This window comes from Amycolatopsis sp. NPDC054798 (assembly GCF_053611505.1).
The window spans coordinates 19,530-34,472 of sequence record NZ_JBSHAM010000015.1; the positions used below are offsets into that span (position 1 = coordinate 19,530).

The window sequence follows — 14,943 nt, forward strand, 5'->3', positions numbered from 1 at the left end:
AATTCTCCGTATGACCCGGCCGATCGCCCGCGTGCTGGCGCTGCTGGAGATCCTCCAGGGCGGCGGCACCCGGACCGTCGCCGAACTCGCCGGGCGGCTCGACGTGGACGAGCGCACCGTCCGGCGTTACGTCGAGCACCTGCTCGACCTGGACATCCCGGTCCGTTCGGTGCGCGGCCGCTACGGCGGGTACCGGCTCGCCCCTGGCTACCGGATGCCGCCATTGATGCTCACCGACGAGGAGGCACTCGCGGTCTTGCTCGGGCTGGTCGCGGGCCGGCGCGCGGGACTGGTCACCACGTCGGTCGCGGCCGCGGAAAGCGCTGTCGCGAAGGTCCGCCGGGTGCTGCCCGAAGCACTCGGCCGTCGGCTCGACGCATTGCAGGAGGTCGCCGATTTCACCGCGCCAGCACGGGCCTCGCTCACCGCCGAGGCCGAGGTCCTTCTCGCGGTCGCCGAGGCGGCACGCGACCAGCGGCCGATCAAACTCGCCTACACCGCGGCCCACGGCCGAAGCAGCGAACGCGTCGTCGAGCCCTACGGTGTCGTGGCACATTCCGGCCGTTGGTATCTCACCGGCTTCGACTCAAGCGCCGGACAGGTGCGCACGTTCCGCGTCGACCGGATCGAACGCGCCGAACCACAGGCCGGAACCTTCAGCGCCCCAACGGATTTCGACCCCGCGCAGCAGGTGCTCACCGGGATCGCCGAAGCACCGCACCGGCACGACGTAGCGGTGCGGATCCACGCGACCGCGGAGGAGATCCGCGCGGTGTTCCCGCCGTCCATCGCCGTCCTGGAGACGGACGCCGCGTGGGTCCGGGCGCGGATCCGGGCCGAACGGCTCGACTGGATCCCGCCCCGGCTCGCCGCGCTGGACCGGCCGTTCGTCATCGAGCGGCCGGACGCCCTCCGCGACCAGATGCGCGCCCTCGCCGACCGGCTGACCGGTTACGCCGGATCGGACTCGAGCGCGACGTCCAGCAACGCCCCCAGCTCGTTGAGCTGAGCAGCCGAAAGCCGGCTGAACGACTTCTTCACCACGACGTCCGCGAGTTCCTGGCCTGCCGCCCGCAGCTCCGACCCTTTCTCCGTCAGCCGGTGCCGCACCGCCCGGCCCGGGCCGGGCACCCGCTCGATCAGCCCGCGATCGGCCATCCGCGCGGCCAGCGTGCCGAAGGACTGGTCGGTCTGGAAGGTCAGCACGGCGAGGTCGTGCAGCGAAGCCTCCGGGTGATTGTCCAAGTGCCGCAACGTGTCCCACTGCACCAGCGACAGCCCCAGCGGCTGCAGTGCCTGGCTCAGCGCGCGGTGGTGGCGGTGCTGCAGGCGTTTGACGGCCAGTGCGACGTCGGCGTGGCGGTACTTCATGACCGGGCAGCCTACCCCGGGTTCAGACAGGTTGCTTATATCAGCTTCCTTATCTAAGGTTCCTGATATGACTTCCTCCCCGACCCTCCGGTTCGCCTCCGCCGGCCCGGTCGAAATCGCCCTCCGAGACGACGACCGCACCCGGACGTTCCTGCTGCTGCACGGCGGGGGCGGCGTCGCGACGATGTCCGGTTTCGCCGATCTGCTCGCCGAACGCACGCGATCTCGAGTGCTGCTGCCCACCCATCCCGGCTTCAACGGCACGCCGAAAGCCGGCGGGCTCACCGACGTCGTCGCGCTGGCCAAGGCGTACGTCGCGATGCTGGACCACCTCGACGTCTCGAACGTGACAGTGGTCGGCAACTCCTTCGGCGGCTGGCTGGCCGCGGAAATCGCCCTGCTGCACAGCCCGCGAGTCAGCCGCGCGGTGATTGTCGATGGCATCGGCATCGAGGTCGACGGCCATCCGCTGGCCGACGTCCGTGGCAAGACGGTCGCCGAGATTCAGCAGTTCTCGTTCCACGACCCGGCGAAAGCGCCGGTGCCGACGGCGGGCGGCAGCGGTCCGAGCCCGGATGTTCTGGCGCTGGTGGGTTACACCGGTCCGGCGATGACCGACCCGACGTTGGCGGAACGGCTGGGCGGAACGGCGATTCCGGTGCACGTCGCGTGGGGAGAAAGCGATCGCATCGCCGACGCGCAGTATGGCGAGGCTTATGCCGCGGCGATTCCGGGCGCGACGTTTGCCGTGCTGCCTCGCACCGGGCACCTGCCGCAGGTCGAGACTCCGGAGGAATTGCTCGCCGCACTGCTTGCCTTCGACGCCTGACCCCGGCTGGCCCGCGAGGGGCCCATACTCCAACAGACCCGCGAGAAGTCCAGGCTCCAGCCGACCGCGACGGGTCCAGACTCCAGCTGGTCAGCGAGCGGGGCGGGGCTCCAACTGGGACCGCGTGGGGTCCAAACTCCGGGCGACCCCCGACAGGCCCAGACCCCAGCTGACCCGCGAGAGACCCAGGCTCCGGCTAGCCCGCGAGGGGCTGGGCACGGCCAACCCACGACAGGTCCAGGCTCCGACTGGCCACGAGCGGGCCGCCACTCTTGCACGCGGAGAACGCGCACGACCAAGAAACCCGCAGGTCCACGCGCTCCCCCGCACGACAGAAGAGCACCCCGGCAAGATCTCACCTCCGCCCAAGCTTCCACCAGTCCCGGGTTAAGAAATGGCAACCGGTCCTTGCTGATATCTCAACTCAGACCTACTGTGATCCCAGTCGCTCGCTGAACGAAGGAGATCGCAGTGCCTCGCAGTCACGATCCTCGACCGGCCGGCTGGCGGGTCGGCGCCGACATCGGCGGCACGTTCACCGACGTCATCGCTCTGGGCCCGGCCGGGGAAATCGTCCCGATGAAGGTGCCTTCGACGCCGCCCGACTACGGCGCGGGCGTCGTGACGGCGACGACCGCGGTGCTGGCGTCGGCCGGGACGCAGCCGGAGTCAGTGGTCGCGATGCTGCACGGCACCACCGTGGCCACCAACGCGATCCTGTCGATGAGCGGCGTCCGCACCGCGGTGGTCACCACTCGCGGTTTCCGCGACGTGCTGGAAATCGGGCGGCTGCGGCGTCCGTCGCTCTACGACCTGTCCTGGTCGAAGCCGGAACCCTTGGCCCGCCGTAGGAACCGCTACGAACTCGACCAGCGCATCACCGCCGACGGACAGCTCGCCCCCGCGACCGACGCGGACGAAGTCCGTGCACTGGCCGGGCAGTTGCGCGCGGACGGCATCGAAGCGGTGGCGGTGTGCCTGCTCAATTCCTACGTCCGGCCGGACGAGGAGCGCCGGGTCGCCGAGCTGCTGCGCGCCGAACTGCCGGACGTCTATGTCACCGCATCGGTCGACGTTTCCCCGCAGCCGCACGAATTCGAACGCACCAGTACGGCGACAGTCAACGCGTACGTCGGCCCGGCGGTGCACGGTTACCTCACCCGGCTGGAGGCGGGGCTACGCGCGGAAAACGTTCACGCGCCGCTGCTGGTCATGCAGTCTAGCGGCGGATTGCTCGATGCCGCTTCGGTCGCGCAACGGCCGGTGCAGATCATCGAATCCGGTCCGGCGGCCGGGGTCACCGCTGTGCAGAAGCTCGCGCAGCTGATCGGTCTGTCCACAGTGGTCGCTTTCGACATGGGCGGAACGACGGCGAAAGCCTCCCTGATCGAGCACGGCGAACCGTTCGTTTCGGCGGACTACGAGGTCGGCGGCGGGATGAACGTGGCGCGCGGGCTCAGTTCCGGGGCCGGCTACCCGGTGCGGGCCCCGTCGATCGACATCGCCGAGGTCGGTTCCGGCGGCGGCAGCATCATCTCCGTCGACCCCGCGGGCGCGCTCCACGTCGGGCCCGCGAGCGCCGGTTCGCGCCCCGGGCCGGCGTGCTACGGCCAGGGCGGCGAGCTGCCGACTCTCACAGATGCCAACGTCACGCTCGGATATCTCAGCCCGCAGTCGCTGGCAGGCGGGCGCGTCTCGATTCACCCGGACCTCGCCGAGAAAGCACTGTCCACAGTGGCCGGACGGCTTGACGAGGACGTAGCGGGGACCGCGCGCGGCGCGTATCAGGTCGCCGTGTCCAGCATGACCACCGCGGTCAAGGCGGTCACCAGCGAACGGGGCAGGGATCCGCGAGAAGCCACCATGGTCGCGTTCGGCGGCGCGGGCCCGCTCTACGCCGCCGCGCTGGCCCGAGAACTGGGCATCAGCACCGTGCTCGTGCCGGTGCATCCGGGGCTTTTCAGCAGCATCGGCCTGCTCGTCGCCGACACCGAACGCCACGAACTCGCACCGTACCGGCCCGAATTCGCTGATATCTCAGCGCTCGCCGCCGAATTCGCTCGGCTGTCCGAGAAGGTGCGCGAGGAACTCGGCGAAGACGCGGTCGTGGACCGGCTGCTGGACATGCGCTACCGCGGCCAGCGATTCGAGCTGCGGATCCGGGTTCCCGACGGCGACCTCACCGAGGACCTGCTCGCCGAGACCCGCGCGCGGTTCCACGCCGAGCACAAGCGCACCTACGGCCGCGCCGGCACCGACGACCTCGTCGAGCCGGTCAACCTCCGCGTGCGCGGCAAGCTGCCCACTCAAGTGTCCATTTCGGACGTACTGACACTTCCCGAAACCGAAACCGAAACCGCAGCACCCGCCTTCCGCGAATGCCGTTTCGCCAAAACGGTTTCCGCGCCCGTGCTCTCCCGGTCCGCGCTCGGCGCCGAACCGGCCGACGGGCCGATGATCATCGAGGACATGGACGCCACCACGCTCGTCCCTCCCGGTGCGCAGGCGCACCGCGACCGGTTCAACAACATCGTGATCACCTGGAGTGCCGCATGATCCGCGACGCCGTGACGTTCGAGGTCTTCCGCAACGCCGTCACCGGGATCGCCGACGAAATGGCGATCACCATCCTGCGCACCGCGCATTCGCAGCTCGTCGCGTCCAGCATGGACTTCTCCGCCGCGCTGTGCGACGCCCGCGGCCGGGTGATCGCGCAGGCCAACACGCTGCCGGTGCACCTCGGGTCCATTCCGGACGCGATGGAAGCGATCTTCGCCGAGTTCGGCGATTCGGTCCGGCCCGGCGATCTCTACCTGCTCAACGATCCGTCGCTCGGCGGCATGCACCTGCCGGACATCTTCGCGGTTTCCCCGGTGTTCACTGGGGAAACGCTGCTGGGCTTCGCGGTCACCGTCGTCAACCACACCGACGTCGGCGGATGGGCGGCCGGGTCGATGGCAGTCCAGTCGACCAGTATCTTTGCCGAGGGAATTCAGATCCCACCGTCGCGCCTGATCGAAGCGGGCACGACGAACGAAACCTTCCTGCGCGTGCTGCTGCGCAACGTCCGCGAGCCGGAACTGCTGCGCGGCGATCTGGAATCCCAGCTGGCCGCCTGCCACACCGGTGCCGAAGGACTGCGCGCCCTCGCCGCGCGGCACGGCGTCGAACGGCTCGTCGAACTCACCGACGAACTGCTCGACTACTCCGAAACCCTCCTGCGCGCCGCGCTTTCCGAAGCGGTTCCCGGAACCTACGAGTTCACCGACCACATCGACGACGACGGCCTCGGCTCCGGGCCGATCCCGATCCGGGTCAAGGCGACGCTGTCGCGGTCCGGGATCGAACTCGACTTCACCGGTTCGTCGCCGCAGGTCGCCTCCGCGCTCAACGCGACCGCATCGTTCACCCGTTCCGCGGCTTATGCGGCCCTGCAAGGAATTCTCGCCTCTGACATCCCAGCCAACAGCGGCTTCTACCGCCCGTTCAGCTTCGTCATCCCGGAAGCGTCCATCCTGAACGGACGGCGTCCGGCCGCCCGCGGGGCACGCGGGCTGGTCGGGTTCCGGATCATCGACGCAGTGCTCGGCGCGCTTGCCCCGGTGTTCCCGGACCGGGTGCCCGCCGCGGGCGAAGGCGGCCCGGACGGGATCGCGGTCGGCCTCGTCGGGCCGGACGGCGAATCCATGGTGCTGTGGGATCCGCTGGCCGGCGCGTGGGGCGCCCGGCCCGACCGCGACGGCGTCGACGGGATCAGCTCGCTGGGCGCGAACCTGACCAACACGCCGGTCGAAGAACTCGAACGCTCCGGACACCTCCGCATCGACGGCTACGGCTATCTGCCCGACAGCGGCGGCGCGGGCCGCTGGCGCGGCGGGCTCGCGACGTTTCGCGACATGACGCTGCTGGCTCCCGAGGCCAGTGTGCAGATCCGGTCCGACCGGCGGAAGTTCCTGCCGTACGGGCTTTCCGGCGGCGCGCCGGGAACTCCCTCGCTCAACGTCCTCGACCCCGGCGGTCCCGGCGAACGCGTGCTGGAGTCCAAACCGCACTTCACCATGACCGCCGGGCTCCGGCACCGGCACGTGACCGCGGGCGGGGGCGGGCACGGGCATCCGTTCGGCCGGGAGCCGCAGCGGGTGTTCGAAGACGTCCTGGACGGCAAGGTCACCCGCGAGGGGGCCGAACGGGACTACGGCGTCGTCATCGACGACGGGGGGATCGACCAGGCCGCCACCGCCGCCGCGCGCGGCGGGACGCGCTGACGCACCACCACTCCCATTCCCCGACAGATCGGACTTCGCCATGAGTTCCCATGTCGCCGCCGCCCGGAGCGCTGTCGCGCCGCGGACCTGGCGGAAAGCGGGCATCCGGATCATCCCGCTGGTCGGGCTCGCCTACGTGGCCAGCTACATCGACCGCGCCAACATCGGCTACCTCGCCGCCCCGATGTCACGCGACCTGCGGTTGAGCACCGGCCAGATCGGGCTCGCCGCCGGGCTGTTCTTCATCGGCTACATCCTCGTCGAGGTGCCGAGCAATCTGGCGCTGCGGCGGTTCGGCGCGCGGAAGTGGATCGCCCGCATCATGATCACCTGGGGCCTCGTCACCGCGGCCACCGCGGCGGTGAACTCGGCCGCGACGCTGTATCTGGCCCGGCTTCTGCTCGGGTTCGCCGAGGCCGGGCTGGCCGCGGGGATCCTGCTCTACCTGACCCTGTGGTTCCCGCGCCGGCAGCGGTCCTGGGCGTTGTCGGCGTTCTTCCTGATGACGCCGGTGGCCTCGATCGTCGGCTCGCCGCTGGCCGCCGCGCTGCTCGAATGGGGGCAGCAGCTGTTCGGCATCGCGGGCTGGCGGGCGCTGTTCCTGGTCGAGGGCCTGCTGACGGTCGTGGTCAGCGTCCTGATCTTCGTCTTCCTCCCGGACCGTCCGGCCAGCGCGCGCTGGCTCGACGACGGGGAGAAGGCCGCGATCGAGGCGACGCTGGCCGCGGAGGCCGAAGAACACCGGGCCCACGGCGCGATTTCCGGGCTGCGCGAGGCGCTGACCAGCCGCCGGGTCTGGATCATGGCCGTGACGTGGTTCGCCATCGCGTTCGGGCTCTACCCGCTCCAGTTCTTCCTGCCGACGATGCTCCGGTCCATCACGCACAGCATCGGCGGCGCCGGAGACGTCAGCAGCGTCCTGTTGTCCGCGATCCCCTACGCGGTGGCGTTGCTCGCGCTGCTGGGGTGGGCGCGTTTCGCGGCCCGGCGTTCAGCAGTCACCGCCACTGCCATACCAATGGGCCTCGGTATTGTCGGCCTGCTCATGGCGACGTTCACCAGCAGCGGCCCGCTGTTCGTGATCGCGGTCTGCCTGAGCGTCTCCGGGATTCTCACCGCAATGCCGCAGTTCTGGCGGATCCCGGCGATCGGCCTGACCGGCGCGGCGGCCGCGTCCGGCATCGCGCTGATCAACTCGGTCAGCAATCTCAGCGGGTTCATCGGCCCGTACTTCACCGGGGCGGTCGCGTCGGCGACCGGCAGTTTCACCTATGCGCTGCTGGCGATCGCGACCATCATGACGGCGGGACTGGCCGCCTTGCTCACCACGGGACGGCGCATGGAACGACTGGACGGGAACCTCTTATGACCACTGCACTGATCGTCGGCGACCTCCAGCGGGGCATCACGGACGGCTACCCGTTCGCCCGCCAGGTCGTGCCGCCGCTCACGGGCCTGCTGCCGCGGGCCAGGAAAGCCGGCGCGCTAGTCGTCTTCGTGCACTTCGGCCTGCGGGGCAACGGAACCGATCTGCCCGAAGGTCCGCTGTACCGCTCGTTCTTCGACGCCGGAGACACTTTCCACGAAGGTTCGCCGGGCACTGAACTGGCGCTGCCGGTCGCCGAGGAGGACGTCGTGGTCCTGAAGCGCCGGGCAAGCGCCTTCGCCGGCACGGACCTCGACCTCGTGCTCCGCGCGCGGGGCATCCGCCGCCTCGCGATCGCCGGGGTCGTGACCAGCGCGATGGTCACCGCGACGTGCTACGACGCGGCCGACCGCGGCTATCAGGTGACCGTGTTGCGCGACGGATGCGCCGACAGCGACCCGGCTGTCAACGATTTCTTGCTGGACAAGGTCTTCCCCAGCCGTGGGTTCGAGGTCGTGTCCTGCGCGGAATGGAACGGGGGAACCGCGTGAACGCGGCGTTGCTCGACCGGCTCCGCGCCGAACTCGGCGAACGTCAGCCGCGGCGCGATCTCGTGGTCTCCGGCGCACAGGGACCGACGCTGGGCGTGGACGGCGACGTTCTCGTGAACTTCGCCTCGAACGACTATCTCGGTCTGGCCGGAGCACCGGAAGTCCTTGCCGCGGCCCAAGAAGCGATGCACGAGCACGGACTCGGCGTGGCGGCGGGCCGAGTCCTCTGCGGCACCAGGAGTGTCCACAGTGCACTCGAAACCGCCATTGCCGAGCTGGCCGGCACCGAGGACGCCGTGCTGTACGGCTCGTGTTTCGACGCGAACCTCGGCGTCTTCGCCGCGTTGCTCGGACCGGACGACGTGATCTTCAGCGACGCGCTCAACCATGCCAGCCTGATCGACGGCATCCGGCTGTCGCAGGCACAACGGCGGGTCTACGCGCACTCAGATCTCACCGAGCTTGAGCGATATCTCAACGAGAGCGCACCCGCACGGCACCGGTTGATCGTCACCGACGGCGTGTTCAGCATGGACGGCGATCTCGCCGCGCTGCCCCGGCTCGCCGAACTGGCCCGGCGCTACGACGCGGTGCTGCTGGTCGACGATTCGCACGCCACCGGTGTGCTGGAGGGCGGCACGGCCGGGCACTTCGGGCTGGCCGGCGAGGTCGACATCCTGACCGGCACGCTCGGCAAGGCGCTCGGAGGCGCGGCAGGCGGTTTCGTCGCCGGGTCGCGCGCGGTCGCCGAAACCCTGCGCCAGTTCTCGCGGCCGTACATCTTCACGAACGCGATGGCACCCCCGCTGGCGGCGGCCGCGCTGACCGCGATCCAGCTCGCGACCGACCGTCCGGAGTTGCGAAAACGCCTGGCTGCCAACACTTCCTGGCTCCGCGCCGCCTTGCTCGATCTCGGGTACGAGGTGCTGCCCGGCGAACACCCGATCATCCCGGTGATGGTGCGCGGCGGCACGCTCGCCGTGGAGACAGCAGCAGCACTGCGACGCGAAGGCGTTCTTGTCTTCGCTCTCTCGCACCCGGTCGTCCCGGCCGGCGAAGAACGGATCCGGGTGCAGGTCTCGGCCGCGCACACGCCGGAGCACCTAGAACACGCGGCTGCCGCTTTCCGTCGCGTGCGCGGTCTGGTGACGGCCGCATGAGCACCGAAGACAACCTCTGCGCGCCTACCCCTGCCGACAGCCGCGAACTGGCCGGCCGGGTCGCGGTCGTGACCGGCGGCGCGAGCGGCATGGGCCTGGCGACGGTGCGCGCGCTGGCCTGCCGGGGCGCGACCGTCGCCGTGTTCGACTCCGCTGCCCGGGAAGCCGAAGACCTGGCGGCCACGCTTTCGGTTCCGGCGGACCGGATCCGGTCGATCGCGGTGGACGTCACGGACGCCGACCGGGTGGGCCGCGCGTTCGACGCGGTGCTGGCCGAACGGGACCGGCTCGACATCCTGGTCAACGCCGCGGGTATCGCACCACCGACGGCGTTCGAAGACATCACCGAAGCCGAGTGGAATCGCGTGCTCGCGGTCAGCGTGCACGGGACGTTCCTGTGCTGCCAGCGCGCATTGCCCGCGCTCCGCACCGGCGGCTGGGGCCGGATCGTCAATTTCTCTTCCACCGCGGGCAAAACCATCAGCACCGCGGGCGGGGTGCATTACACGACGGCCAAGCACGGCGTCCTCGGCCTCACCCGGCATCTCGCGAAGGTCTGCGGGCCGGACGGAATCACGGTCAACGCCGTCTGCCCCGGCCTGATCGACACGCCGATGGCCCGCGGCCTGCTTCCCGCGGCAGCGCTCGAGGAGGCCACCCGCTCGTTCCCGGTGCCGCGCGCCGGGCTGCCGTGGGAAGTGGCCGAACTCGTCGCGTTTCTCGCGTCCGATCGGGCCGCTTACATCACCGGCGCCGCGATCGACATCAACGGCGGCGACCTCATCGTCTGAGTTTTCCCGCCACAACCCCGGCACGAAGACCTCAGCAGTCCTCTCCGGCCCGAAAACCCTTACAGAAGGCGAGTTCCTCCGTGCGACCCATCATCCGACACCTCATCGGCGGCCGGGAAACCGCCGGGCACTCCACCCGGACGGCACCGGTCTGGAACCCCGCGACCGGCGAGCGCCAAGCGGACGTGCTGCTCGCCGAGACCGCCGACGTCGACGCCGCTGTGCGGGCCGCGCGCGCCGCGCTGCCGGACTGGTCCGACACCTCCGTCATGCGTCGGTCGCGGCTCATGTTCGCGTTCCGCGACCTCGTCGGGAAGCACCTCGACGACCTGGCGCGGGTCGTGTCCGCCGAGCACGGCAAGGTCTTCGAGGACGCGAGAGGCGAACTCGTCCGCGGCCTCGAAGTGATCGACTTCGCCTGCGGGATCCCGCAATTGCTCAAGGGCGAGTATTCCGACCAGGTTTCGGCGGGCGTCGACCTCTTCTCGTTCCGCCAGCCGCTCGGCGTCTGCGCGGGCATCACGCCGTTCAATTTCCCCGCCATGGTCCCGATGTGGATGCATCCGATCGCCATCGCGACCGGCAATACGTTCGTGCTCAAACCGTCCGAACGCGACCCGTCGGCAGCCAATTTCGTCGCCGAGCTCTACGCCGAGGCCGGGCTGCCCGACGGCGTCTTCAACGTCGTGCACGGGGACAAGGTCGCGGTGGACGCGTTGCTGGACCATCCGGACGTCGCCGCGGTGTCGTTCGTCGGGTCGACGCCGATCGCGCGGTACGTTCACGAACGCGCGACCGCGAACGGCAAGCGCGTGCAGGCGCTCGGCGGCGCGAAGAACCACGCCGTCGTGCTGCCGGACGCCGATCTCGAGAACGCCGCCGAACACCTGGTGTCCGCCGGATACGGCTCGGCGGGCCAGCGGTGCATGGCGATTTCCGTCGCCGTCGCGGTCGGCGACGTGGCCGAGCCGCTGGTCGAGCTGATCGCCGAAAAGGCGCGGGCGATCAAGGTCGGGCCGGGGCTGAGCCCTGGGTCCGAGATGGGGCCGGTCGTGTCGCCGGACGCGCTCGAACGCGTCCGGGGCTGCATCGCCGACGGCGTCGCAGCGGGAGCCGAACTCGTGGTCGACGGAAGGGAAATCACGGTCGAAGGCGACGGATTCTTCGTGGGGCCAACGCTTTTCGACGGCGTGACCCCGGACATGGCGGTGTACCGCGAGGAGATCTTCGGCCCGGTGCTCGTGGTCGTGCGGGCCGGTTCGCTGACGGAGGCGATCGATCTGATCAACGCGAACGACTGGGCCAACGGCGCCGCCGTCTTCACCGGCAGCGGCCGGGCGGCGCGGCAGTTCCAGCGTTCGGTGCAGGCCGGGATGATCGGCGTGAACGTGCCGATCCCGGTGCCGATGGCGTTCCACTCGTTCGGCGGCTGGAAGCAGTCGCTGTTCGGCGCGCACCGCATGCACGGTCCCGAAGGCGTCGCCTTCTACACCAAGGCCAAGGCCGTGACGAGCCGCTGGCCGGAGTCGCCCGACGGGGCGAGCCTGCATTTCCCCACCGCGGTCTGACCGCCCGGGGCCCGGGGAGAGCGAGTTCCCCCGGGCCCCGGCGGTCAGCCCAGCGGGAGTTCGATGTTCGCCCGGCTGATCGACGCGCTCTTAGTCAGCACCTTGAGCACGTCGCGGCGCACCCGCTCGCACCGGGCCCGCATCGCGCTGCGCGCCCCGTCCTCGTCCCGGTCGCGCAGGCATTGGAAAATGGCCTGCAGCTCTCCCGGCGGGCTCGCGACGTCCGGGGCGATCTGCAGCACCATCCGCAGCACCCGTTCCAATTCGTCGAGCACGTCGACGAGCGATTTGGCGAGCCGGTCGTTGCCGTTGAAGTGGGCCATGATGCCCTCGAACTCGATGCCGACCGGCAGCCAGTCGTCGAGATCCGTCTTGCCCGCCACGTATGCGGACGCGATTTTCGACAGCGTTTCGAGCCGTCCGAGCGCCTCCGCCGAGACACCGTTCCGCGCGGCGCCGGCGGCCGCTTCAGCGGCCAGCAGCGACCGCAGACCGCACAGATCGTCAGTGTCCTGCAACGTGACCGGGCTGACGACGTAGCCCGCCCGCGGGAGCGCGGTGACCAGCCCGTCGCGCCGCAGCCGCGCCAGCGCTTCGCGCACTGGCGTCTTGCTGATCTGCCACTGCTGGGCAAGCGACGTCTCGGTGAAACTGCTGCCGGGCTTCAGCGTCAGGTCGATGATCTGGCGGCGGATCGCCCGGTAGGCCTGGCCGGTCCGGTCGAGACCGGATTCGTCTTCGCCGACCAGCAGCAACGCGGGGATGTGCGGCGTTCCGGTGAGGACGCCGTGAATGTCGGACACCTTGGCAGAATACCAGTACCGGCGATTGATATGGCAGACACGCATCCTCATGCACCCTTAAGATCTCTACTCTTGCACGCTGATATCTCAGTGTGCGAAGCTCTTCGCATGCCGCGAAGCAGTGCGACCTCCTGGGCTCTTCCCGCTTCCCGAGACCTCCCGGCGCTGGGCGCGATGAGCGCACGCGACCGGGCCCGCCGGACCGGCGGCCGGATGCTCCCGCTCGTGGGCGCTCCGGTCCTGCCGATGCCCGGGCACGTGCGCGAGGCGGTCCTGCGGGCGATGGACGAACCCGACCCGCGCGACAGCCGGGGCCTGCCCGAACTCCGGTCGGCCATCGCCGCCGAACTCGGCCCGGACATCGACCCCGACCGGCGGCTGCTGGTGACGCACGGGGCGATGCACGGTCTTTCCCTCGTGCTGCGCACCGTTCTCGCGCCGGGCGACGAGGTGATCGTGCCGACCCCGGCGTACTTCTTCGACGGCGCTATCCGCGAATCCGGCGCGACGCCGTCGTACGTCCCGTCCCGCGATGACTGGGCTTTCGATATCGACGGCATGGCCGACGCGGTGACCTCGCGCAGCCGTGCCATCCTCCTGTGCAATCCGGTCAATCCCACCGGATACCTCCCTGATGCCGAAACGATCGCCGCGGTGGTCGACTTGGCCGCCCGCCGCGGACTGCTTGTGATCTCAGACGACTCGTGGCAGCACTTTGTGTTCGATGGCGCCGAATACCACCCGATCGAGTCGCTTTCCGGCAATTGGCCGCATCTGATCACCGTCACCAGCCTGAGCAAGTACTACGCGCTCGCGACCTGGCGGCTCGGCTATGTGCTGGCCCAGCCGGAAATCGTCGACGCGATGGAACGCCGCCTGCAGTGGGAAGCGGTGTGCTGCGGCGCGATCCCGCAGCACGCGGCGGCCGCCGCCCTCACCGGGCCGCGCGACTGGCTCGACCGGGAACTCGCGACATATCAGCGAAAACGCGACCTCGTCTGCGACGGCATCGAGGCCAGCGGCCTTCCCGCCCCGGTGCGCCCCGGAGGCGGCGCCTTCCTGCTCGCCGACTGCGGCCGCCTCGGCGACACCCCGGAAGACATCGACCGGGCCTTGCTGCGCAACGGCATCGCGGCGATCCGCGGCGCCGACCTGCACGCGCCGGACACGCACGTCCGGCTCACCTTCGGCGCTGCGGAACCGGTGCTGACGGAGCTGGTCAGCGCGTTGAAACAAGCCTGCCCGCAGCCCTGACCGCACCGGTTTCGCAAGGCTCGGGAAGTCCGCTACTCTCGGTACGGCATCTATCACCGTGTCAGCACGCGGGAGGTACGCGTCGTGGCCGACGCAGTCAACGCACCGCCGGGGGTCAACCCGAACCAGTCGAGCGCCGCCCGCGTTTACGACTATCTTCTGGGCGGAAAAGACAATTACGAGATCGACCGGCAGGTCGCCAAGGAAATCGCGCGGGTGATGCCGGACATCGCGGAGACCGCCCGGGTCAACCGGCATCTGCTGACCCGGATCTGCCGCTTCCTCGCCTACCACGCGGGCATCCGCCAGTACATCGACTGCGGCTCGGGCATGCCGACCTCGGAAAACGTGCACCAGATCGTGCAGCGCGCGGATCCGACGGCCAAGGTCGTCTACGTCGACTACGACCCGGTGGTGGCCAGCCACGGGCGGGCGCTGCTCAACGAAAACGAGTTCACCGAATACATCCAGGCGGATTTCTTCGACCCGCCGAGCATTCTCGACCACCCGACGGTGCACGAGCACCTCGACTGGGACGAGCCGATCGCGGTGCTGTTCCTGCTCGCCCTGCACCACCAGACGGGCGACCGCGAGCTCGCCGGCAAGGTGACGAAGGAATTCATCGACCGCCTCCCGTCCGGTTCGTACGTGGCGATCTCGCATCTGCTCGACGCTCACGACGGCTCCGAGGACGACGAGGTGGTGCAAGGCATCCTCGATTCGATCCACAACGGATCGATGAAGGACGTCTCCTCCCGCACCCGCGCGGAGATCAAGGAACTGTTCCACGGCATGGAGCTGATCCCGAGCGGGCCGAACAAGCCCGCGGAGATCGTGCCGGTGGTCGAATGGTGGCCGGACGGCCCGCTGCTGGGTCCGCCGACCGTCTCCCAGCGGATCGTGGCGTGCGGGGTCGCGCGGAAACCCTGACGGCGCACCAGGTTTACGACTTCGGGCCGGTGGTGCGGGCAGGGCTCAGTGCCCG

Annotated in this window: 13 protein-coding genes; 11 read left to right on the top strand and 2 right to left on the bottom strand. The window is 69.7% G+C overall.

What is annotated here, in order from left to right; genetic code table 11:
• Positions 1 to 10 precede the first annotated feature (10 nt).
• Entirely contained in the window at positions 11 to 1,009 is a 999-nt protein-coding gene (locus tag ACWGIC_RS12420; RefSeq protein ID WP_452075987.1) for a helix-turn-helix transcriptional regulator, read from the top strand.
• Here the strand turns inward: ACWGIC_RS12420 and ACWGIC_RS12425 are convergent.
• Positions 952 to 1,371 (bottom strand): MarR family winged helix-turn-helix transcriptional regulator, encoded by a 420-nt coding sequence (locus tag ACWGIC_RS12425; protein ID WP_452075988.1) that lies wholly within the window; start codon positions 1,369 to 1,371, stop codon positions 952 to 954. The genes ACWGIC_RS12420 and ACWGIC_RS12425 overlap by 58 nt on opposite strands.
• A 67-nt stretch (positions 1,372 to 1,438) precedes the next feature.
• Between ACWGIC_RS12425 and ACWGIC_RS12430 the strand changes: the two genes are divergently transcribed.
• The 8 genes from ACWGIC_RS12430 to ACWGIC_RS12465 all read left to right on the top strand — a co-directional run bounded on the left by ACWGIC_RS12430 (position 1,439) and on the right by ACWGIC_RS12465 (position 11,901).
• Positions 1,439 to 2,200 (top strand): alpha/beta fold hydrolase, encoded by a 762-nt coding sequence (locus ACWGIC_RS12430; RefSeq protein ID WP_452075989.1) that lies wholly within the window; start codon positions 1,439 to 1,441, stop codon positions 2,198 to 2,200.
• A gap of 471 nt (positions 2,201 to 2,671) precedes the next feature.
• Complete coding sequence (locus ACWGIC_RS12435) at positions 2,672 to 4,756, top strand: hydantoinase/oxoprolinase family protein (protein WP_452075990.1); 2,085 nt, start codon at positions 2,672 to 2,674, stop codon at positions 4,754 to 4,756.
• Positions 4,753 to 6,465: a hydantoinase B/oxoprolinase family protein gene (locus ACWGIC_RS12440; protein WP_452075991.1), complete on the top strand. Its 1,713-nt coding sequence runs from the start codon at positions 4,753 to 4,755 to the stop codon at positions 6,463 to 6,465. Before ACWGIC_RS12435 ends, ACWGIC_RS12440 begins: the two co-directional genes overlap by 4 nt.
• A gap of 40 nt (positions 6,466 to 6,505) precedes the next feature.
• A complete protein-coding gene (locus ACWGIC_RS12445; protein ID WP_452075992.1) occupies positions 6,506 to 7,834 on the top strand; it encodes an MFS transporter in 1,329 nt (442 codons plus the stop codon).
• Entirely contained in the window at positions 7,831 to 8,382 is a 552-nt protein-coding gene (locus tag ACWGIC_RS12450; RefSeq protein WP_452075993.1) for a cysteine hydrolase family protein, read from the top strand. The genes ACWGIC_RS12445 and ACWGIC_RS12450 overlap by 4 nt, the downstream gene beginning before the upstream one ends.
• Entirely contained in the window at positions 8,361 to 9,542 is a 1,182-nt protein-coding gene (locus ACWGIC_RS12455) for an aminotransferase class I/II-fold pyridoxal phosphate-dependent enzyme (RefSeq protein WP_452075994.1), read from the top strand. The genes ACWGIC_RS12450 and ACWGIC_RS12455 overlap by 22 nt, the downstream gene beginning before the upstream one ends.
• Entirely contained in the window at positions 9,539 to 10,333 is a 795-nt protein-coding gene (locus ACWGIC_RS12460; RefSeq protein WP_452075995.1) for an SDR family oxidoreductase, read from the top strand. The genes ACWGIC_RS12455 and ACWGIC_RS12460 overlap by 4 nt, the downstream gene beginning before the upstream one ends.
• A gap of 80 nt (positions 10,334 to 10,413) precedes the next feature.
• Positions 10,414 to 11,901, top strand: a complete 1,488-nt coding sequence (locus ACWGIC_RS12465) for a CoA-acylating methylmalonate-semialdehyde dehydrogenase (protein ID WP_452075996.1) — start codon at positions 10,414 to 10,416, stop codon at positions 11,899 to 11,901.
• Positions 11,902 to 11,945: 44 nt separating this feature from the next.
• Here the strand turns inward: ACWGIC_RS12465 and ACWGIC_RS12470 are convergent, their stop codons facing one another.
• Complete coding sequence (locus tag ACWGIC_RS12470) at positions 11,946 to 12,704, bottom strand: GntR family transcriptional regulator (RefSeq protein ID WP_452075997.1); 759 nt, start codon at positions 12,702 to 12,704, stop codon at positions 11,946 to 11,948.
• A 108-nt stretch (positions 12,705 to 12,812) separates the two neighbouring features.
• Here ACWGIC_RS12470 and ACWGIC_RS12475 point away from each other — a divergent pair, with 108 nt between their 5' ends.
• Positions 12,813 to 13,958, top strand: a complete 1,146-nt coding sequence (locus tag ACWGIC_RS12475) for a pyridoxal phosphate-dependent aminotransferase (protein WP_452075998.1) — start codon at positions 12,813 to 12,815, stop codon at positions 13,956 to 13,958.
• Positions 13,959 to 14,042: 84 nt separating this feature from the next.
• A complete protein-coding gene (locus tag ACWGIC_RS12480) occupies positions 14,043 to 14,888 on the top strand; it encodes an SAM-dependent methyltransferase (protein ID WP_452075999.1) in 846 nt (281 codons plus the stop codon).
• The last annotated feature ends 55 nt before the right edge of the window (positions 14,889 to 14,943 follow it).